Here is a 19746-nt window from a genome sequence, read left to right as displayed (position 1 = left end):
CCGCACCGCCCGACCTCAACGGAGGCAAAATCCCGTGATCACCAATCCCACCTCACAACGGGCCCTGCGCGGCCACCGCCCCAAGCGGCTGAGCGGCCGCACCGTCGCCTCGGGCGAATACCTCGCCCGCCTCGCGTACCGCCTCACCCCACGCGACCGCTGGATAGCCCGGATGCTGTACGAGCACAAGGTCCTCACCACGAACCAGCTCGCCGAGCTCGCCTGGCCGTCGACGCGCGCGGCGAACATACGTCTGCTCCAGCTGTACAGGTGGCGCGTACTTGACCGCTTCCAGCCCTTCATCACCTACGGCTCCGCCCCCATGCACTACGTCCTCGATGTCGCCGGCGCCGCCGTCGTCGCACGTGAAGAGGGCTTGGAGACGCGCGACTTGGGCTATCGGCACGAACGGGCGATGGGCATCGCCTACTCCCTGCGCCTGGCCCACACGGTCGGCACCAACGGCGTCTTCACCGCGCTCGTCGCCCACTCACGCCGGGCCGACACCCAGGGCCGCCTTTCCACCTGGTGGTCAGAGACGCGCTGCCACCGTCACTTCGGCGACCTCGTACGCCCCGACGCGTACGGTCGCTGGCGCGAGCCGAGCGGGCAGCTCGAATGGTTCCTGGAGTACGACTGCGGCACGGAACGCCCAGCCGACCGCGTCGGTGCCAAGCTCGCCGACTACGCCAAGCTCGCTGAGGCCACGGGGCTCACGACGCCTGTGCTCCTGTGGACGCCGAACGCCCATCGCGAGGCCCAGGTGCGCCGAGCCCTCACCGAGGCACGCGCCGCGCTCGACGATCCGCTCCGCGTACCTGTGGCCACCAGCAGCGCGAACTTCATCACCGAATCGGTCGGGAGCGATCCGGCGCAAGCGCGCTGGCTTCCCCTTGAAGGGGCCGGTCATTCTCAACGGCGGCTCCGGCTGATCGAGTTGACCGCCGCGTGGCCGCATCTGCCTCCGCTCACGGAGACCGTGGTGAGCACCGCTTCCGCCGACCGGACGGCCGGGTCCCTGGCGGCCGCCCCACCACCACAGGCACCGCTCCCCCGCCGCGCCTCACAAGGAAGGTGACCCCGCCATGCTCAAGGCCGTCGGCGCGGCCGCCGCAGCTCTGCTCCTCCTGCTCGCGGCAGCCGCAGCGGGGGCCAGCAGCCTGTTCTCCTCGCTCGCTGGAGGCGCGAGTCGTCCCAGCAGCATCGCGCTCTCCAACATCCCCGCCGACTACCTCGTGCTCTACCGCAGGGCTGCGACGACCTGCCCCGGTCTCGACTGGTCCGTGCTGGCCGCCATCGGCAAGATCGAGACCGATCACGGCCGCAGCCCGCTGCCCGGCGTCCGCAGCGGCTCCAACTACGCGGGAGCGCGCGGCCCCATGCAGTTCCTCACCCCCACCTTCAACCAGGTCACCGCCCGACACCCGCCACCACCAGGTGGCGCACGGCCGCCCTCGCCGTACAACCCGCACGACGCGATCCACTCGGCCGCGGCCTACCTCTGTGACTCCGGCGCCAGGCGCGGCCGAGACCTCCACCGAGCGGTGTTCACCTACAACCACGCGGACTGGTACGTCTCGCAGGTCCTGAACCAGGCGCAGGTCTACCGCAGCACCCGGCCGTCCAGGGCTGCTCCTACCGCTCCTCCCGGCACCGCGGCTTCAAGGGCGATCAACTACGCCCGGCAGCAGCTCGGCCTCCCCTACGCCTGGGGCGGCGATGGCCCCGCCGCCGGAGACCCCGGCTTCGACTGCTCGGGCCTCACGAAGGCCGCGTACGCCGCGGCGGGCGTACCCCTGCCGCGCACCGCCGAGCGCCAGTTCACGACGGGGCCGCGCGTACCCACGAAGCAACGACTCGAGCCCGGGGACCTGGTGTTCTACGGTCGCGCCGACGCCATCGGACACGTCGGCCTGTACATCGGGAAGGGCCAAATGATCCATGCCCCGCGTAGAGGCGCGCTCATCCAGATCTCGCCCTACCGCTACGCGGGCGACCACTACGCCGGAGCCACACGGCCCGGCTGAACCCTGGTCAGGGTGTCGGCCCGCCAGAGTCCTGAGTCAGGGCGCGCAGCAGGCCCCGGCCCGGGTACGCGTCGTACGGCTGCACTGGGACCGTGATCAGCTCGTGGTCGCCGAAGACGGGCTCACCGTTCGGGCGGCGGGTGTAAGGGAGGTAGCCGTAGTCCACCCCGTCGTCCGCGTCATAGGTGATCCAGGCGACGACCTCCTGCTCCCCCTCCCTCAACGGCAGATTGGAAACCGCACGCCCGAACACGACGTCCGGGCCGAAGAGCCACACCTGCGGGACCACGAAGGCGAAGCGGCCTGCGCGGATCTCCAGTGCCTTCTGGGCAGCGCGGTGTTCGAACTCCGCGGCCGTCGCCTCGTCACGCAGGTAGTCGTAGTCGGACATCACCACGGAACGATCGCCTCGCAACGCCACGATCGCCGGGCACTCCCGCTCACGAATGGCGTGCTCCAGTCGGTCCGCCACACGGCGCAGATCAGCCTCGGTGTCCTGGCGCACCGGCCGACTCACTCCCCCGTCGGCTCATCGCCCCGCCGGCCTGGCTGGTCCCATTCCCGGTACGCGCAGAAGACGTCCATGATCTCCACGGAGGCCCTGTTGCCGAGGTGAGCCATGTACTGCAGGCTCCGGCTCACCTCGCTACGCTCACGCTGCCCGGCGCGGGTGGGCGCGCCGTCCGGGACCGCTCCGTCGAGCGCCTCGAGCCGCTCGGCGAGTTCCCGCACGGTCTCGCGTGCCCTGCTCAGGTCGATCTCCACCACTTGCACCTCCAGGACGGGCCGTCTCCCGCATCGGAGAGCCCAGAGCATCTTCGAGACGGGTCCAGCTGCCTCAGCCCGGGATTGTCCTGGCCTTTACACAGTTCGACAACTGCTCAAGTAGGCGGTTAAGGCATGTCTTGCGTATCTCTGACCTGCTGTGCTTGCTCCCCTTGATCTGTGGCGCTCAACGAGCATGGGGGGAGTTGATGTTGAGACGCCGGGACACACCCCCAGTGGTGTCAGCACAGCGCCTCTTCTGGCGGAGGCGCCGGTGTTCCGGCAAGTGCGCTACGCCGTTCACGGGGCGGTGGCCGCGACTGCGGGGCGTATGCGCCCGTGTCCGTGTGGCCGGGCAGTGGCCTGCGGCAGGCGCAGGTGTCCTATGCCGCTGCCCCGTGTGGGTGATAGCCCCGCCCGCGAGGAGGGTGGGACGGTAGGCCCCGTTCTCAACCGGCGGACCACGTTCCGAAGCCACCCCGCGGCCTGGACCCCGTCGTGGTGCGGTGACCGGACCCGTCACAGGGGAGAGCAGCTGAGCCCGCCGGACACGGCGGGCCGCCGTGGCGCTGCGCCCCGCCCCCTGCCGACACCGGCTGCGGCACGGCGCCCGTCCGTGAAGGAGGCACCAGCCATGTCCCCATTCACCCCTGCCGGGCGACGCCCGTCCCGGCACGGCCTGCGCAGCCGCCTGGCCGCCCTGCTCGCCGCGTTCCTGCTCGCGGCGGCGGGCCTGCTGGCGATGCCCGGCGCGGCCTACGCCGACGCCAACATGCTCGAAGTCATAGCGCAGACACCGGGGAACAAGTAACCCGCCGGTAGGAAGTGGGCTCTACGGGGTGGGGTTGAGGGTGTTGCGCACGACGCCGACGGACACCTTGACGGCGGTAACGATCTCGCGGGTGAACTGGCCTTCGGCGCGGCGGGCGAGGGTCACGCGCCGCTTGTCGAGATCCACGACGGGACGTTGGCCGCCGACCGGCCGCAGGTGGCGGCCAGGCCCTCGTTGGTGGACACATCGCTCATGGGGCAACTCCTCGTGTTCAGGGGCCGGCAGGCGCCCGGAGTCTGTTCCGCGGGGGCACGGCCGAACCCGCCGACGCGCGGGGTTCACCCGGCCTGGTACGCGGAGCAGATGGTGTTGGTGAGGGCGTCGAGCGCGGCTGGGTAGGCGTGTTCGCTCGGTGTCCCGTAGCCGATGATGACGCCCTGGGGGTGGTTTCCGGGTGCGTGCCAGCGTTCGCTGAGCTGTCCTACGCGCAGGGCGTGGGCTGTGGCGGCGGCCAGGACGTCCTCCTCGGTGGGGCCTTGGGCCGGGAGGCTGAGCAGAATGTGCAGTCCGGCGGCGATGCCGTGGACGGCGGGGCGGGTGGCCGAAGGGCCGGGCAGGGTCCGTAGCCGGTCCAGGAGCTGGTCGCGGCGGCGCTGGTAGCGCAGTCGGCTGGTGCGGATGTGCCGGTCGTAGGCGTGGCTGGTGATGAAGTCGGCCAGGGTGAGCTGTCCGAGGGTTTCGGTGTGGTGGTCGTCGTACTGCTTGGCTTCGATGAGCGGTGTCAGCAGGCGGCGGGGCGGGACCACCCAGCCCAGGCGCAGGGCCGGGCTGAGGGTCTTGGAGACGGTGCCGACGTAGGCGACCTGTTCGGGGGCGGTGCCCTGGATGGCTCCGACCGGTTGGCGGTCGTAGCGGAACTCGCCGTCGTAGTCGTTCTCGATGACCAGGCCGCCCGTCGAGCGGGCCCAGGCCACCAGTTCGCGCCGTCGTGCCGGGTGCAGGGTGTGTCCGGTGGGGTACTGATGCGCCGGGGTGACTTCCACCGCGCCGACGGACGGGAGGGTGGCCAGGAGGTCGGTGCGCGCGCCGTGGTCGTCGACCGGCAGGGGGACGACGCCCGCTCCGGCCCGGCGGACCACTTCCCGGTGGAATGCGACGCCCGGGTCCTCCATCGCGATGGCCGCCGGCCCGTGCTGCGCGAACACGCGGGTGATCAGGGCGAGGGCCTGTACGTAGCCGTTGGTGATCACGATTCGGTCGGGATGCGCGAGCACTCCGCGGGCGCGGCCCAGGTAGGCGGCGACGGCGGTGCGCAGCTCGAACTGGCCGCGCGGGTCGCCGTAGGCGTAGGTCCGAGCCGGTGCGGCGGCGAGCGCGCGCCGGGCGGAGCGCAGCCACGCCGATACCGGGAAGGCGGAGACGTCCGGGCGGCCCGGCCGCAGGTCGTGCCGGTCTTCCTCCCGTGCCGGGGCGGGCGGCGCGCCGGGAGCGTCGGCCGGCAGGTGGGGCAATTGGGCCACCACCGTCCCGGAGCCCTGGCTGGCGGTGAGGTAGCCCTCGGCGACGAGCTGGTCGTACGCCCCCCGGACGGTTCCCCGGGACAGGCCGAGGTCGGATGCGAGCCTGCGGGTGGCGGGCAGCCGGGTCCCCGGGGCCAGACGGCCGGAGCGGACGGCCGCCCGCAGGGCCTGCTCCAGACCGGACTGGCGGCCGAGCGCCGGGTCGATCTCCAGATGAAGATCGACACCAGGAATGGGCCAGGATTCCTTCATGAAAGTGGACCTTAGCAGTGGCCCAATGGCGAAGTAGCGTCATGAACGTGAGCACCCGAGAAACGAACGGGCAGCGCCTTCCCGGCGCGCCACTGGGTCCTGGGCGACGGCTGGTCTGGCTGCTCGCCGCGGCGTACGGCCTGACCATCGCCAACCTCTACTACTGCCAGCCGCTGTTGCCCCGCATCGGGCACTCCCTCGGCGCGGGCTCTTCCGTGGGACAGCTGGTCACGGCCGGGCAGGTCGGCTACCTGCTGGCCCTGCTCCTGGTCGTGCCGCTCGGCGACATCGTCCGCCGCCGCCCCCTGGTGTGCGTGCTGCTGCTCACTGAGGCCGCTGCCCTGGTGGCCACCGCTGTGGCGCCGACGATGGGGGTGCTGCTCGCCGCGGGCGCGCTGATCGGCCTGGCGAGCGCGGGCGTGGTCAATGTCCTGGTGCCCTACGCGGCCACGCTCGCGCCCGACCACGAGCGTGGCCGGGTGATCGCGACCGTACTGAGCGGCGGCATGGCGGGCGTGCTGCTGTCCCGGACGGTCGCCGGTCTCGCGGCTCAAGCCGTGGGCTGGCGGGGCCTGTTCTGGATCGCGGCCCTGGTCACCTTGGTGCTGGCGGGCGCGCTCGCCCGCGCTCTGCCGCCCGCACCGCCCGAGGCGGCGCTCGGTTACGGGGCGCAGTTGCGGGCGACCGTCCGCCTGGTGGCGGACGAACCCGTGCTGCGGCGGCGCTCGCTGATCGGCGCCTGTGTCTTCGCGAGCTTCGGCCTCTTCTGGGCGACGGCGGCGTTCTTGCTGGCGGGACCGCCCTACCACTACACAGAGGCGGAGATCGGAGGGTTCGCCCTGCTCGGTGCCGCGGGCGCGCTCGCGGCGCGCGGGGCGGGCCGGTTCGCCGACCGCGGCCGTCAGCGGGGAGCGACCGGGGCGCTGCTCCTGCTCGGCACCGCCTCGTTCGCGGCCGTCGCCGCGGGCGACCGGTATCTGGCCTGGCTCGTCATCGGCGTCCTGGCGATGGACATCGCCGTCCACGGAACCCACCTGTTGAACCTGAGTGTGGTCTACAGACTTGTCGACGGCGCCCGCGCGCGGATCGCGTCGGCCTACATGACCGGCTACACCCTGGGCGGCGTGGTGGGTTCCGCCGCGGGGACGGCCGCCTACCGCGCAGGCGGCTGGCACGCGGTCGCGGCGGTCGGCGCCGCGTTCACGGCCGCGGGACTGACGATCTGGGTGAGGGACACCCTGGACACCCGCCAAAGAGGCGGCTGCCGCACGACTTCGCGAACCCCGTCACGTTCCGCCACAAGGAGTGACCTGTGATGGCATCCGCCGTGCCTCTCCAAGAGTGGCGGCCCATTCCGCTGGACGGTGATCGCTCATACCTGCCGCGGGTGTCGCCGTGCACGCCAGCGCCTGCGGCCGGTGTACTCCATGGCGACCGGCTCGCACAGCTCGTCGCGGCCGCGCTCCTACGCGAGATCTCCCGTCACCCACGACCTGGCAGACCGCGGTCGGCAAGGCCATGTACCTGAGGAACTCCCATGTCAGACGCGCTCAAGAGCAACCCGGCCCCTACCCCCGATCCGAGACGCTGGCAGGCCCTGGGCCTGCTCTGCCTCGCGGGGTTCATGGTGATCCTCGACGCGCAGATCGTCATCCTCGCCCTGCCGACCATCGCCGAGGACCTCGGTGTGACGGACGGGCGTGAGGAATGGGTCATGGCCGCATACCTGCTGAGCTTCGGCGGCCTGATGCTGCTCGGCGGCCGTACCGCAGACCTGCTGGGACGGCGGCGCGTCTTCGTGGCCGGAAGCCTGCTGTTCCTTCTGTCCTCGCTGCTGTGCGGGCTCTCCTGGTCGCTCGGTGTCCTGGTGGCGGCACGCGTCGCGCAGGGCGTGTCGGCAGCCGTGCTCGCACCGACCGCGCTCTCCATCCTGATGAACACCTTCCCAGAGGGGCCGGAGCGCAACAGAGCGCTCGCCTTCTGGTCGGGAAGCGGCGGCTTCGGCGGCACGGCCGCGCTGCTCGTCGGCGGACCGGTGACCGACTTCCTCGGCTGGCCATGGGTCTTCTTCCTCAACGTGCCCGTCGCCGCCGTGATGGTGGCCCTCGGCCCGCTGCTCCTGCGGGAAAGCCACGCGTCCCGCCGGCCCCGCGCCCTCGACACGGTCGGCGCGGTCACCGCGACCGCGGCCATGGTGGCCTGCGTATACGCCGTGGAACGGGCCCCCAGCACCGGCTGGCTCAGCCCGCAGACCATCGGGCTGCTCATCACCGCCGCACTGCTCGCCACCCTGTTCGGCTACGTCGAGCACCGGGTGACAGCACCCCTCGTCCCGCCTCGCCTGCTCCGCACCGGCACGGTCACCGGAGGCAACACCGTCATGTTCCTCCTCGGCTCCTGCGCCTTCGGCGCGCCCTACACCATCGCCCAGTACGGGCAGGGTCCTGTGGGCCGGTCCGCGCTGCGCTCTGGCCTGACCACCGTGCCCCTGCCCGCCCTGGCCGCCGCCGGAGCGTACGCGGGCCAGGCCCTCGTCTCCCGCCTCGGCACACGAGCAGTGGCCATGGGCGGCCTCACCCTCATCGAATGCGCCTGCGCCCTGCTCAGTTCGGTGCCGGCCAACGGTTCGTTCGTACGCGACCTGCTCCCCGGCCTTCTCCTGTTCGGCCCCGGCCTCGGTGCGTGCGCGGTGGCCGGGACCGCCGCCGCACTCAGTGGTGTGGGGGAACGGGACTCCGGTGTGGCATCCGGCATGAGCACCGCCTCCTTCCAGATCGGCGGCGCCTTCGGCGTGGCCGTGGCCTCCTCGGTCGCCGCCTCCTACGCGACCGCGAGCGATCCCGCCTCGGGCCACCGCGCTGCCTTCACCGCCTGCGCCGCCCTCGCGGCGACAGCCGTGATCTGCGCGTACCTCCTGCTGCACCGACAGCGCCCTCCGCAGCCGCCACAGACACCCTGAGACAGGCTCACAGAGCCACGGTCAGGACATCTCATCTCCCACAGAGAAGCCCACCCCCCTGGACCAGGGCCACGCTCGTGGTCCGCCGCCGCGCCCCCACTGCCCTCGCTTGCCTGGCATGTCGAGGCGAGTTACTTGCTCCCCTGTGTCTGGGCTAGGAGTCCAGGGCCGTCTAGGTTCTGTCCGGCGGATCTTGTCGGCGAGCACAAGGCGGTGCCATGAGCGCAGGGGTGCAGGGGGCCGCCAAGGTCCGCTGGACAGCGGCTTAGCGAAGGACCTGCTCGATGTGGTGGTCGAGGATCCGTTCGGCGGCTTCTGGGGTGCGGTAGCCGAGGGCGATGTCCACGCCGAGGCTGGTGGCGAGTGACCAGCAGATGTCGGCGTCGGTACGTTCCTCGCCTCGCGGCTCGATGTCCCGCTCCTCCCGGGCTGCCGCAATGAGACTGGCGGTGAGGGTGAGCAGCTCGTCGTCAGCCGGCGCCAAGACCTTGGCCATCGTCGGATCGGAGACCGCCCGGCCCGCGGCCGCCAGCGCGAAGCGCATCAGCCGCGTGCTCTCCTCGGCCGGGCTGATCAGGGCGTACAGGCAGGCGCGGAGGACGCCCTCCGGGCTGGTCGTGTCGGCGGCGGTGACCGCGTTCTCGATGGTGGCGTTCACGGCCTGTACGGCCCGGTCGAGGGCGTCGCGGATCAGGGCCTGCATCGAGGAGTAGTAGTGCTGGACCTGGCCCATGGAGACGCCCGCCTCCTCGGCCACCTTGCGTAGCGACACCTGCTCGATGCCGCCGCGCACGGCCAATGACCAGACGGCCTCGACGAGGCGCGACCTACGCGCTTCGTGATCCACGATCTTCGGCACGGTATCGCCGCCTTCCTCGCCACCTTCACCATGCGATCGCATTGTAAAGGCGGGCACCATCGGTTTACAGTGCAAGTGCATGGTAAACCGCAATCAGACCGAGGGGACCCCATGAAGCACGGCCTCTACCAGGCACTCGGCATGGCACTGCTCGTCATCGGTGCCCAGGGTGCAATACGCCAGCTCGTCGACCACGACAACGCCGGCCTGCTGGGCTGGCTGCCAGGAGGCTTCGCCGCGAGCATCACCGTGTACGTACTGGCCGTCGTGGTCGGCGCGATCATTGCGGGGCGGGCTATCGATGCCCGTAAGGCGACTGGCAACTGACTCGGTGCGAGTGGGACTGTTCGGCGGATCTTGGGCGGAGCTATGAGCGGATTGCTGGCAAGCTCGCCCGCATGGGCGGAGCCAGCTACCCCGCCGCCCTCACCCGCGCCACCACCTTCACCACGGTCATCACCCTCGCCGCCGCCGTCACCGCAGCCCTCACCGCCCTCAACTGGACAACCCCCACCTCGGCGATGGCCCCCATGGCTTGCGCGGCTTGCACGCCCAACACCCTGAGCCAGCCTCAATTTCCTGGAGGAGCAGGTGCGTCTCTCATTTCCCTCGTTACCGTCGGGGCCGTGCGCCGCCCGGTGGTAACCAAACTCCCCTCATCAGGAGCCGCAGGCTGGTGCGTGGTTGCGGCGGGGCTCGAACCCGCGACCTCACGGCTTATAAGACCGGCGCTCTACCAACTGAGCTACACAACCGGATGAGTGGGCCGCGATCCGCCAACTGAGCGAAGCGCGGCCTGGGACACAGCCGGACAGAGGGGCTGGGCCCAGCTGCTGATTTAAAGGGCGACGAAGCAGCGTTTCAAACTGTGCTCATCCTCGAAGAACGAACCCGGACGCCTTCGGAGCAGAGCAAAGAGGGGCCCGAAGAAGCCCGGGCGCTTGAACGGAACTACGACTTGCGGCGCATGCTCCGGGAAAGAGCGGGGATACGGCGCGAAAGAGCGCCCCACTACCCACCTCTTCTTGAGACCGCGCCATTCGCAGGGCACCTGTGCAGGGTTAGGCGGCGGCCCGTGAAATTGAGGCGTCATTCACCGCTGACCCCAGGATGGGGTTGAAAGGCCGGGATGCTCCTGCACGCCGGCCAAGTGTTCGCGTGCTCCTAGCACGCTCGGTATGAACGACCCACGTCACGGCCTGCACCGTGCTCGGAAGCTCGCCGAGCCTCAAGGCAGCCTCGCGATAGCAGCGCGCCAGCAGTGCGTAGCGCCGGGCGCTCCCCAACCCGCGGTCACGCCTACCGTAGGGCTCGCCTACCGCGATGTCGTGAGCGTGCCGGTCGATCACCACCGCGCTCGAGTCGTCCGGATCGAGAATGCAGCGGAAGAACTGGCCCGTCTTTCGCTCCCAGGGCAGCACTTCCCTGGGGTCCATCCCCGCCATGATCCTTGTCGCTTTGGCCACGGCGTCCGGGAGGTGGCCGGACGGTTCGCCGGCCTCGTAAGCCCGGCGGGCCAGCCGAAGGGTCTCCGGCCATGATGTGTTCGCGGACAGCGCGGCGATCACACCGGCTCCGGCGCGCACATCGCCCTCGGCGATTGCTGAGGCGACCTCGTGGGCAGTGCGGTACCAGCCGCGCCCGCGCAGCAGTTGCTCCTCGGTGGCGGACCGCCATACGGCGAGGATGTTGGCGATGTACCGTTCGCGGGTCTCCTCTGACGCGTCGACGGAAATCACGGTGTACCTCCCTCCAGAGTGGTTTGGAGTCGTCCTGCGGCCCCAGATCCACGTTGACGTGTGTGCGCACCGCTCGCCTGGATACGGACTGAGGAACCCGCCAAATACCTATCTGAATGCTCGATTTCCGCACTGTCAGAAGCTCGGGCGCCACCGCTCCGTTGCTTGATAGGGGCGGCACTGCACCATCGACCGAGAAAGTCCCAACGTCTGCGAGACTGCGCGACTTTCAGCTACCGACACCATGCCCCCGCGGTCAGCGCACGGGGCGAGCAGGTAGAACGGCCCACCGTCGTAGAGCGGTTCGAGGTAGGCAACGACCTAGTCTCGCTCCTGGTCTCCTGAGCGGTACGGGCCCTGGCCATCGGGAACGTCAAGAGCGACCGTGAGTTGCTCGACCGCCTGCTCGACGGCGCGGCGCATCGCAGAGAAACCTCCGGCCTCATAGGCGTAGGACAAGAGATCCGCGATGGCCTCCCCGGCGAGATCACTGACCAAACGGTCGAAACGGCGCCAGTCGTCCTCCCCCTGGAAACAAGAGGTCTCGCCTATCCAGTCGAGCACAGTGAGGAGGTGAAACAGGCCTCGCTCCGCGGACGTCGACTTGAGCACGTGAGCTATGAATGAGCGCTTCGGAAGAGGACCGGTGTGCTGCACGGCCGTACCCCTCTCTCCTGCGTCCTAGCGAATGGCGTTACGGATCGCAGCCACTGACGGCGCGGCCGGTACCAGGTCTCGGTACCGGCCACTGCTGGCTACGGAAGCGGCTGCCGGAGGACGCGGCAGGGCATACGGGAAATGCCAGGTCAGGCTTCCTCACCTTGCGACGGACGCATCATGCCGTCCACATCAGTCACGCTCACGAAGACCTTGGTGCTTTCCTCAACCGGCAGCTCACCGAGCCGTAGCCCCTGATGCAGAGCGATGTACTCGACCACGGCTTCCGGCCCACTCTCCGCGACAGCCGCGGGGACCTCGGCTGTGACCGGGAACCGGCGGGTCAACACCTCAGTCACCGTCAGCACGACCGCCGTCTCGATCAATTCCTCAGCCTTGCTTGCCTCTTGGGTAGTCACGTCTCGTCCTCTCCTCTCGAATAGCGCGAATCAGCAGAGGGGCCCCACGACTCCGGACGCCTCTGACATGGCCCCGCACTCCCTCCTGGGGGGGGAAGTCGAGGGAGTGCGGGAGTCTGGGCTGTCACAAGCGGCTCACTGCGCGGAAGACCTCAGCCCGCTGCTGTGGGGACCAGTCGCCAGTGAGCCGGACGGACGTCTCGGTGACCTTGCTGTCACCTTCGTGCGGATCCTCATACCGGCCACTGAGCCAGCCGTGCTCGGGGACAGCGTCGGCGATCGGGTACGCGGACGGTTCGGTCACGCCTGTCTCGTCGGCCTTGTCGACGGCCCAGGCGATCACGTCGCACGGCCACATCCCGACGTCACTCTCGTCGTACGTCTCGCACGTGGTGAAGGGCGGCTCAATGACACGGAACTCCCCGTCCATCCACTCGCCGCCTGGCCCCACCGCGGTGCGGTAGCTCACGACCGTGCGGGTGATCTCGATCGTGTAGCTCATGGTCACGCCGCCCCCATTCGGCCGCAACAGCCGTCCTCGTGCTCCGACTCGGCGGTGCAGATCACGCCGTCCCCGCTGACTGGCGCAGAGCACAACGACACCCCGGCAGGCCGGGGGAGCGCGTACAGAAGTCCCTGATGCCCCGTAGTGGTCGGTGAGTAGTAGACGTCCGGGATGACGGTCTCCCCGGATCGCAACACCCACGCGATCGGCGTCTGGTAGCTCAGGACGGTGTACGTGATCTCGTCCCTTTCGGCGCTGTACCGCTCGCGCCAACTCGGCGGAAGCCGGGTGCCGAACGGAAGGCAGTAGCCGTCCACCGCACGGAACGCGCCGTAGGTGTCGAACGGTTCATGGCACGACAGCGCCTCGCGCGCTGCCCATGAACGCGTGGCTAGCTTCCTCACAGGCTCTTTCCTCTCCAAAGGCAGAAGCTGAGAGAGCCGCCAAGCATCAGTCGTCGTTCAGGGCGCAAGATTCACGGTGGGGCGTCCCCCTAGGTGACGCTTGGGGCCCTATGCGTGGTCGCCCTCGCCAAATCGGGAGGGCGATACGCCCGGTTACGTGTCACGCGATACCGAACTGGAGATCGGCGAGCAGGCCCTTTCCCGTACGGAAGGCCCACCGCCGCATCCCAGCTGCTCGGTGCGGGTGGAACGGCGCCCAACCGGTCGGCCGCACACGGAGGAATTCCCGCGCCTCGTGCTCTTCGATCTGCGTGATCACCCACAGGAGAGCGGCGTACAGATCCTCATCGGCGAAATCCTTGACCACCAGTGGGAATTCTGCATAGGCAGTGACTTCGCTCGGGTACCCCGTATCCGCTTGATCCCTGTTGCTGTTGCGGGCCGGGTAATCTACGTGCAGCACGATGGCACCCTCAAACCGCTGCGAGTGATCACGAGCTGCGAACTCCCAACCAGGCTTATAGATCACCTCGTCGACAAGCTTGATCGCACTTGCGGTCTCCATGAGTCCCCCTTCAAGGGATCACGGGCACTCCGGTATGAGCACCCCCAGTCAGCGTGCGTACTGGACGCAACCTGAAGTGGGGCTCAGCCAGATGACCGACCTAAGCCATGCAGGGGATTCGTTTACGTAAGCCGCGCTTCCCCTCACATAAATACGTCTCCCGAAACCGGCCAGTTACCGATCTCCGGAGAATTCACGAGAAGCTCTTTGCATAGAGGAGCGCACAGAAAGGCAGCCCACCTTCAAGGCGACGCCCACTCGCGCTCTCACTAAGATACGGCCACCAAAGGCCCCCCATTACCGACCTTGGAGAAATTCATAAAGGTCTCCTCTTGGCTCGCATCGACTTACTCTTGCCCGTCAGGCGGAGGAAGGACCGTGCAGTCTTTGGCGCACGACTGGGCAGGGTACGGAATCAGCAGTCCGCACCCTGCCCACACCTCTGCCGCTAGTCGCCATTCTGTGATTGAGCGCTGCGGTAGATCAGCTCGCCCCGCGCGGCATCAAGCGCGGTTGATAACGCGCGCCATTCCCTGACCCCGGCGTCTCGCGTGCGCTGCACCTTGGACGACGAGTTGAGCGGGCCCCCATACATTTCACGCGCCGTCTTGCCTATGACACCGGCGCGTCCGAGGTCATCCGCGCTGCTCGCGTGCCGAAGCATGCGACTTAGGGTCGGGTAGTCTTTTCCGTCGCCCCAGGCGAAGCGGAAGATCGCTTCACTGTTCCCCGAGAGGTAGGGGGCGACCGCGAGCGTGGGCAGCTTATCCGCGTGAGGAATTCCACGCATTCCTTGTTTGCCCGGCGTGGCGTCCAGTTCATCGGGCCGGACATCGAGCCGGTATCCGTTCCGCGCGGCCGAATCCCTTACGGCCCAGTACTGGATTGTGGTGCGAGTGACGACGATCGTCTCACCATCGCGTCGAACGTACTGCCATGCACACGGTTCACGAGTTTCCACCCAGACGGCAGAGACCTCGCTCGTGGCGATGATTTTCGCCAGACGCTTCGCGAATATCAGCACCGCGTCCTGCGTGACGTCATCACTTACGTCGTCCGTACCGTACGGCGCGATGCCATTCCGAAGAACACTCGCGCTTCCGTCCATCCGCTTCCGCGAACGCGTCGAGTCGACGGTGCGGCAGTACCCACGCGCGATCCTCCGCAGCTCGGCGAAATCGTCCGCTGTCACGTACTTCATGTCTTCCGCCGTAACGTCCCGCGTCCGACGATTACCAGAATCGACCACGATCGTCTCCGATCGTCCGTGACACGCGCCTTATGCGCTATGCCTCGTAATTCAATTCTCTCGCCATTCGCGATTAAAGCAAGGGGGGCGAGGCAGGTTTTCTAATTCACTCTAGTTTCAGCCGCATTCGGCATGCCTAGTCCTCGCACCCGCAATTCATGCGCCACCACAAGCCAGGAAAGAATCGCAATCATAGGAAATCCACATCGGCCGCGGAGAGAGCACCAGCCCGAGTAAAGAGAAAAGGGGGAATTCAAAGTGAGCCATACTCAAGGAAAATCTACTAGAGCCGCCTTCGCCAGTCCCATTTACCCCCGCGACTGCGACACCACCCACAGGTGGTCCAGTTGCAGGCCGCGCGAGCAGGGTCCCCGAGGCCTCAGAGCAGCGAGTCAGGGATTTAAGTGGGGCTTCCCCTCTAATGAGAAGCCCGATAGGAAGCCGTGATGGCAAGGCAATAGGAACACCGGCTCGCATGAGCTAAAGATCCGCAGAGCACCGACGGAATCGCCCTTACGCAGCCCGCCACCCTGCACCCTCCGGCCCGGGAAGGCGAGGGGAGAGAAGCGGCAGCTATACCAGCGTGCTCCTCACAACGCGTTTCGCAGGCCTACGTTCAGCAGTACGTCGACAAGTCGTGCCGCGGCATCCGGGCGCCCGAGGGTGGCGGCGTTGCGGGCCATCTCCTGGCGTCGATCGCGCGAGGTGAGGATCGGTTCCAGGGCGCGCCGGAGTTCGTCAGCGTTGGCCCGGTCTTTGACCAACGCGATCGCGGCGTCGGCCTGCTGGAGGTGCAGGGCGTTGTGCTCCTGCTCGTTCCCGGCCGAGGTGGCGAGCGGGATCAGGACGGAGGGTTTGCCGAGGGCGGTGAGTTCGGCGATGGTTCCGGCGCCGCTGCGGGAGACGACGACGTCGGCCAGGGCCAGGACGTCGGGGAGCTCGGGGCCTACGAAGTCGCTCAGCCAGTAGCGGCTGCGCAGGGCGGGCGGCAGCGTGTCGGCGTGCTGGCGGGAGGACTCCAGGGAGGCGGCCCCGCACTGGTGGACGACGTTGGCCGCGGCGAGGAGCCAGGGCAGGATGTCGCGGACCATGGCGTTGATCTGTGCGCTGCCCTGGGCGCCGCCGGTGATGTAGACGGTGGGCAGGGCGGTGTCGTAGCCGGGCAGTGCGAGCGCGGCCACCGCCCTGTCGGCCTGGCCGGCGAAGACGGCGGGGCGGACGGGGTTGCCGGTGACGATCGCTTTGGCCTTGCCGTCCTTGAGCAGGGGGAGGGTGGACTCGGAGGACACGGCGATCGCGTCGGCGAAGCGGGCGAGCGCGCGGTTGGCCAGTCCGAGGCGGACGGTCTGCTCGTGCACGACCAGCGGCGACTTGGTGGTCTTGGCAGCCAGGCCGACGGGTACGGAGACGTAGCCGCCGGTGGAGAGCACGACGTCCGGTTGGTGAGCGGAGACGATCTTGCGGGCCTCGGGAACGCCCTTGACGACGCGGCCCATGTCGCGGATGTTCTCACGGTTGATCATCGCCAGCGGGTTGGAGGACCGCCTGATCTTGCCGGTGGGGACCGTGGCGAAGGGGATCTGCTCGGCCGGGGCGACGCGCGCCTCCAGGCCCTCGCTGGTGCCGACCCACAGCACATCCACCGCCGAGCCGAGTCCGATGAGACGTGTCTGGAGTTCGCGGATGGCGGTGAGGGCCGGGTAGGTGTGTCCGCCTGTCCCGCCTCCCGTCACGATGAGCCGGAAGGGCCGGTTCAGGGAGGCGAGGGCAGCGGCGTGTTCGTCGACGGTCACGGGGTGACGGCATCCGATCCTGAGGACTCCGGGCCCGCCCCGGAGCCGACGTGCATGCGAGGTTCCCGGACGATATCAGGCATTCTCACCTTGGTGAGCAGCCATCCGAACCCGGCCGTGGAGCTGCCCAACCTGCTCGTGTAGGTGGCCAGCGTGGCGCGCTGCCGCTCGGTCAGCACGAAGCGGCGCTGCCCCGGCCGGGGCAGCACGTAACGGTCCAGGCCACCGAGATCCTGGTCGGTTCGGGCCCGCGCGAGGAGTGCGTCGATGTCGAACCAGGCGGTCTGCGTCAACTCGGCCGGAGGGTCTTGGGTGAACACTTCTGAGAGTGTCAGCCGGTGGTACGCCACTCCTTCGTGGACCAACTTCGCGATCAGCTCCCCGCTCGCGCCGACTTCGCCCAGGCAGGCCAGGCCCGCACGGGCGGCCAGGTCCGCCAGGTCGTCCAGGGCTTCGGAGATCAGCCTCATGCGGTAGGTGTAGAGCAGGTTGTTGCCCAGCTCCCCATCGATGTATCGGTCCACGTTCGTCGTCGCGTACGACAGCAGCTCCTCACGGGAATCCCACAGCTGCTCGTCGGTCTCGCGCAGGAACTCCGCGAGCACACGGTCGAGGACGGGACCGTGTCGCATGTCCCGGCACAGCTCCAGCCAGCGCATCGGCGAGACGTCGTGAGCGCGCAGCAGCGCCAGGACGGTGGCGAACGTGCCGTTGTTGTAGAGCGCCGACACCAGCAGGTCCATCAGCCGGCATGCGCGGTAGTCCTCGTGGGGCAGGCCGGGCAGGGACACGCACACCTCGTCCAGCTCAGCCGCACGCACGTCGACGCCGAGTACGCGGTAGCGGCCGAAGCAGCGGGGCATGACTCGCCACTTCGTCCTCAGGCCCCACTGATGACGGTATGCCTGGGCATTCATTTCGCTGCCCGGTAGCAGCGTGAGCTGGAACATGTTCAGCCGGTCGAAGCGCGCGTCCATCAAGGTGCGCAGGCTCTCCAGGTGCTTCTGCTTGGAGTCCCCAGGAAGGGCGAGGATGACTTCGCTGTACGATCCGGCGCCCGCTTCGGCGGAGGCCAGCGCGATCTCGATCATCTTGTCGGGGTTGATGTTCTTGCGCTGCACCGCCGCCAGCACCTCGGTGTCCAGGCTCTGCACGGCGCCGGACAGGCTGATGGTTCCCGGCACTTGGGCCACGGCCTCCAGGACCCGCTTGCGCTGGTTCTTGCCGGTGGTGACGTTGACGACCCGCGGCCAACCGTAGGCCTGCTGGCAGTCGGCGATCACCTGGCACGTGTGCTTGTCCTCGGCGAACATGCCGAAGTTGCTGTCGGTGATCATCAGCTCGTTGCGCGCCGACCCGGAGGCGACCAACGGGGCCATCTTCCGTCCGATGTAGTGCAGTTCGGCCGTCACCTGGTCGCGTCGCTTCTTCGTCACCCTGGAGAAGTACTGGGTGCCTTCCTGGCAGAAGGTGCAGCCGAACGGGCAACCGCGGTTGGTCTGCACGGTGGGGACAAGTCCGCATGCAAAGAACTCGTCCAGTAAACCCTCGACGTACGGGGAGGGTGCCTCGGACAGGTCCGACAGGCGTGCACGCGCCTTGGGCAGGAACGCCTCCCGCCGGTCGGGCGAGATGCTGTGCACCCCAGCGATGCCGTCACGGAGGGGGCGGCCCGGCTGAGTGTTGAGGTAGGTCAGCAGCTCGGCGAAGGCGGCCTCGCCCTCGCCGTCGACGTAGAAGTCGGCGGCCCCCGCCAGCCGCTGGTGCCAGAACGCGATCTGGTCCCGGGCCAGCAAGGGATAGTGCGGGCCGCCCAGCACGATGGTCGTGCGAGGGAAGGACCGCTTGATCGCTGTGGCGAAGTTGAGCGTGAGCTGGCTGTTCCAGATGTAGTGGGAGAACCCGATCACGTCCGGTGCACCGTGGTGCTCCAGGGCGTCGGCCAGGGCCTCGGGCAACTTGAAGATCCTCGGAGGCGTACCGAACCGCATGCGGGCCGCCGCGTAGGTCGCCAGCCCGGCGACGGCCTGGGGCATCGTCTCGGCGGAGATGGCCTGCTGGGTGTACGTCAGGTCGGCCAGCCAGACCGAAAGGCGCAGCACCGGTTTCGGCTCATGGACCGAGTGAAGAGTGGCCGCAGCCGCCTGCGGCCAGCCGAGGTCGACCGCAGTCACGAGACGCCCCGCCCCACGCGCAGGAACATCTGCCACAGCAATCTGCTCTGCCCCTCGGCCACATCCTCCTGGCCCTCGCCGAGGGCTTCGCGGCCGTGCGCACTCAAGTGCTGGTTCACCACGAGTAGATCACCGCGCTCCAGCAAGAACCGCTGCTGCCCCGCGACGAGCTGACGCTCCAGAGCACGCATCGCCACCGTGTGCGGGGCCCCAGGAGCCATCTCGGGCAGCATCTTCGCGGTGAACCGCACGAAGCCGTCCTCGGGCCGCACGGAGTCCAGCACGGGGAAGGGGTCGTACTCCTCGCCGACCCCACTGAGGTCGTAGAACGTGCCGTCGCGGTAGACGACGTCGCTGAGCAGGTCGCGCTCCTCGGCGCTGAGCTGGGCCACGGCCCGCCGCAGGTGCGAGACCAGGCTGCGTCCTCCGCCGCGGGGGTCGGGGCGGAGGCACAGCAGCGCGCTGAAGTCCGGAGGCCGGGTGACGTTCACCATGTCGATGTGGAAGGGGTTGTAGCCGGTGCCTGTCGCACGCATCGGGTCGATGGCGAGGTTCGTGCCCAGCGGCTTCCACAGAGGCCATCGGCCGAAGGCCCTCAACGGGGTGCCGAGCCACGACATCAGGACCGTGAGGGCCTTGCTGCTGTCGCCCATCGCCATGCCGTCAAGGAGCGAGGCGGCGCTGATGACGACGCAGCCCTCCCCGTACCGGTTGGTGAGCATCGGTCGGCAGCTCTCGACGAAGTACTGCGCCTCGGGAGATCCAGCCAACACGGCGTCGTACGCGCGGGCGGGCTCCTCCCCCAGGTGACCCGTTGCGTCGAGCACGGGAGCGGGCAGGTCCTGGAGGGCCTTGGTGAGCCGGTCCACCAGCGGTGCACCGAGCGGGACCTTGGGAATGGTGTCGAGGATGCCCATCGCTGTTCTCCAATGCCGTAGGAACTCTCGATGTGAGGCGGCGCCGAAAACGGCGGGCTGATGCCACGGAGGCGGGTGCCGGTTCGGCGAAGGCGGGAGGCTTCCGACGTACGCGCCCGGGAGGGCCTCGTCGGACGAGTTGCCGGGCCGCGTGTGCGGCCGCGGCTCGG

Annotated in this window: 21 protein-coding genes and 1 tRNA gene; 6 read left to right on the top strand and 16 right to left on the bottom strand. The window is 68.6% G+C overall.

From position 1 onward, the window contains the following. The first annotated feature begins 34 nt into the window (after positions 1 to 34). The gene (locus tag AC5WAM_RS37620) at positions 35 to 1078 is read left to right on the top strand and encodes a replication-relaxation family protein (protein WP_495520337.1); all 1044 of its coding nucleotides are present in this window, start codon (positions 35 to 37) and stop codon (positions 1076 to 1078) included. Positions 1079 to 1085: 7 nt separating this feature from the next. Further along, a complete protein-coding gene (locus AC5WAM_RS37615; RefSeq protein ID WP_495520336.1) occupies positions 1086 to 2027 on the top strand; it encodes a C40 family peptidase in 942 nt (313 codons plus the stop codon). 7 nt (positions 2028 to 2034) lie between these two features. Here AC5WAM_RS37615 and AC5WAM_RS37610 read toward each other — a convergent pair whose 3' ends face one another. Further along, a complete protein-coding gene (locus tag AC5WAM_RS37610) occupies positions 2035 to 2532 on the bottom strand; it encodes a hypothetical protein (protein ID WP_495520335.1) in 498 nt (165 codons plus the stop codon). Between the two features lie 8 nt (positions 2533 to 2540). Further along, entirely contained in the window at positions 2541 to 2792 is a 252-nt protein-coding gene (locus tag AC5WAM_RS37605; RefSeq protein WP_495520334.1) for a hypothetical protein, read from the bottom strand. Positions 2793 to 3426: 634 nt separating this feature from the next. Here AC5WAM_RS37605 and AC5WAM_RS37600 point away from each other — a divergent pair. After that, a complete protein-coding gene (locus tag AC5WAM_RS37600; protein ID WP_495520333.1) occupies positions 3427 to 3603 on the top strand; it encodes a hypothetical protein in 177 nt (58 codons plus the stop codon). A 21-nt stretch (positions 3604 to 3624) separates the two neighbouring features. Here AC5WAM_RS37600 and AC5WAM_RS37595 read toward each other — a convergent pair whose 3' ends face one another. Then, positions 3625 to 3750, bottom strand: a complete 126-nt coding sequence (locus tag AC5WAM_RS37595; RefSeq protein ID WP_495520332.1) for a hypothetical protein — start codon at positions 3748 to 3750, stop codon at positions 3625 to 3627. A 152-nt stretch (positions 3751 to 3902) separates the two neighbouring features. Further along, entirely contained in the window at positions 3903 to 5336 is a 1434-nt protein-coding gene (pdxR, locus tag AC5WAM_RS37590; RefSeq protein ID WP_495520331.1) for a MocR-like pyridoxine biosynthesis transcription factor PdxR, read from the bottom strand. A gap of 47 nt (positions 5337 to 5383) precedes the next feature. Between pdxR and AC5WAM_RS37585 the strand changes: the two genes are divergently transcribed. Then, positions 5384 to 6652 carry an MFS transporter gene (locus AC5WAM_RS37585; protein WP_495520330.1) on the top strand — a complete coding sequence of 423 codons (1269 nt, stop codon included), beginning with the start codon at positions 5384 to 5386 and terminating at the stop codon, positions 6650 to 6652. Positions 6653 to 6873: 221 nt separating this feature from the next. Beyond that, entirely contained in the window at positions 6874 to 8295 is a 1422-nt protein-coding gene (locus AC5WAM_RS37580; RefSeq protein ID WP_495520329.1) for an MFS transporter, read from the top strand. 265 nt (positions 8296 to 8560) lie between these two features. Here AC5WAM_RS37580 and AC5WAM_RS37575 read toward each other — a convergent pair whose 3' ends face one another. After that, on the bottom strand, positions 8561 to 9142 hold the full coding sequence (locus AC5WAM_RS37575; protein WP_495520328.1) for a TetR/AcrR family transcriptional regulator: 582 nt from the start codon (positions 9140 to 9142) through the stop codon (positions 8561 to 8563). Between the two features lie 123 nt (positions 9143 to 9265). On the opposite strand from AC5WAM_RS37575, the gene AC5WAM_RS37570 reads away from it, so the two are divergent. Further along, the gene (locus tag AC5WAM_RS37570; RefSeq protein WP_495520327.1) at positions 9266 to 9481 is read left to right on the top strand and encodes a hypothetical protein; all 216 of its coding nucleotides are present in this window, start codon (positions 9266 to 9268) and stop codon (positions 9479 to 9481) included. Positions 9482 to 9835: 354 nt separating this feature from the next. Here the strand turns inward: AC5WAM_RS37570 and AC5WAM_RS37565 are convergent. The 11 genes from AC5WAM_RS37565 to AC5WAM_RS37515 all read right to left on the bottom strand — a co-directional run bounded on the left by AC5WAM_RS37565 (position 9836) and on the right by AC5WAM_RS37515 (position 19576). Continuing rightward, a tRNA-Ile gene (locus AC5WAM_RS37565) sits at positions 9836 to 9909 on the bottom strand. Between the two features lie 306 nt (positions 9910 to 10215). Beyond that, positions 10216 to 10893: a DUF7178 family protein gene (locus tag AC5WAM_RS37560; protein ID WP_495520326.1), complete on the bottom strand. Its 678-nt coding sequence runs from the start codon at positions 10891 to 10893 to the stop codon at positions 10216 to 10218. Between the two features lie 321 nt (positions 10894 to 11214). Next, positions 11215 to 11505, bottom strand: coding sequence for a hypothetical protein (locus tag AC5WAM_RS37555; RefSeq protein WP_495520325.1), 291 nt, complete (start codon positions 11503 to 11505; stop codon positions 11215 to 11217). A gap of 194 nt (positions 11506 to 11699) precedes the next feature. After that, positions 11700 to 11969 (bottom strand): hypothetical protein, encoded by a 270-nt coding sequence (locus AC5WAM_RS37550; RefSeq protein WP_495520324.1) that lies wholly within the window; start codon positions 11967 to 11969, stop codon positions 11700 to 11702. Positions 11970 to 12093: 124 nt separating this feature from the next. Continuing rightward, positions 12094 to 12471 carry a hypothetical protein gene (locus tag AC5WAM_RS37545; protein ID WP_495520323.1) on the bottom strand — a complete coding sequence of 126 codons (378 nt, stop codon included), beginning with the start codon at positions 12469 to 12471 and terminating at the stop codon, positions 12094 to 12096. 2 nt (positions 12472 to 12473) lie between these two features. Then, positions 12474 to 12878, bottom strand: coding sequence for a DUF8033 domain-containing protein (locus AC5WAM_RS37540; protein ID WP_495520322.1), 405 nt, complete (start codon positions 12876 to 12878; stop codon positions 12474 to 12476). Between the two features lie 160 nt (positions 12879 to 13038). Beyond that, positions 13039 to 13443 carry a hypothetical protein gene (locus AC5WAM_RS37535; RefSeq protein WP_495520321.1) on the bottom strand — a complete coding sequence of 135 codons (405 nt, stop codon included), beginning with the start codon at positions 13441 to 13443 and terminating at the stop codon, positions 13039 to 13041. Between the two features lie 448 nt (positions 13444 to 13891). After that, complete coding sequence (locus AC5WAM_RS37530) at positions 13892 to 14644, bottom strand: hypothetical protein (RefSeq protein ID WP_495520320.1); 753 nt, start codon at positions 14642 to 14644, stop codon at positions 13892 to 13894. 638 nt (positions 14645 to 15282) lie between these two features. Further along, on the bottom strand, positions 15283 to 16485 hold the full coding sequence (locus AC5WAM_RS37525) for a UDP-N-acetylglucosamine--N-acetylmuramyl-(pentapeptide) pyrophosphoryl-undecaprenol N-acetylglucosamine transferase (protein WP_495520319.1): 1203 nt from the start codon (positions 16483 to 16485) through the stop codon (positions 15283 to 15285). After that, positions 16482 to 18659 (bottom strand): B12-binding domain-containing radical SAM protein, encoded by a 2178-nt coding sequence (locus AC5WAM_RS37520; protein WP_495520318.1) that lies wholly within the window; start codon positions 18657 to 18659, stop codon positions 16482 to 16484. Before AC5WAM_RS37520 ends, AC5WAM_RS37525 begins: the two co-directional genes overlap by 4 nt. Then, positions 18656 to 19576, bottom strand: coding sequence for a TauD/TfdA family dioxygenase (locus AC5WAM_RS37515; protein ID WP_495520317.1), 921 nt, complete (start codon positions 19574 to 19576; stop codon positions 18656 to 18658). Before AC5WAM_RS37515 ends, AC5WAM_RS37520 begins: the two co-directional genes overlap by 4 nt. Positions 19577 to 19746 lie beyond the last annotated feature (170 nt).

The organism is Streptomyces sp. JLYT201, assembly GCF_059448825.1.
This window is presented reverse-complemented; position numbering and strand designations above follow the sequence as displayed.

Coding starts and splice junctions, on each gene's coding strand:
- AC5WAM_RS37615 (WP_495520336.1), top strand. CDS start 1,086: ATGCTCAAGGCCGTCGGCGCGGCCGCCGCAGCTCTGCTCCTCCTGCTC.
- AC5WAM_RS37600 (WP_495520333.1), top strand. CDS start 3,427: ATGTCCCCATTCACCCCTGCCGGGCGACGCCCGTCCCGGCACGGCCTG.
- pdxR (WP_495520331.1), bottom strand. CDS start 5,336: ATGAAGGAATCCTGGCCCATTCCTGGTGTCGATCTTCATCTGGAGATC.
- AC5WAM_RS37580 (WP_495520329.1), top strand. CDS start 6,874: ATGTCAGACGCGCTCAAGAGCAACCCGGCCCCTACCCCCGATCCGAGA.
- AC5WAM_RS37570 (WP_495520327.1), top strand. CDS start 9,266: ATGAAGCACGGCCTCTACCAGGCACTCGGCATGGCACTGCTCGTCATC.
- AC5WAM_RS37545 (WP_495520323.1), bottom strand. CDS start 12,471: ATGAGCTACACGATCGAGATCACCCGCACGGTCGTGAGCTACCGCACC.
- AC5WAM_RS37535 (WP_495520321.1), bottom strand. CDS start 13,443: ATGGAGACCGCAAGTGCGATCAAGCTTGTCGACGAGGTGATCTATAAG.
- AC5WAM_RS37530 (WP_495520320.1), bottom strand. CDS start 14,644: ATGAAGTACGTGACAGCGGACGATTTCGCCGAGCTGCGGAGGATCGCG.
- AC5WAM_RS37515 (WP_495520317.1), bottom strand. CDS start 19,576: ATGGGCATCCTCGACACCATTCCCAAGGTCCCGCTCGGTGCACCGCTG.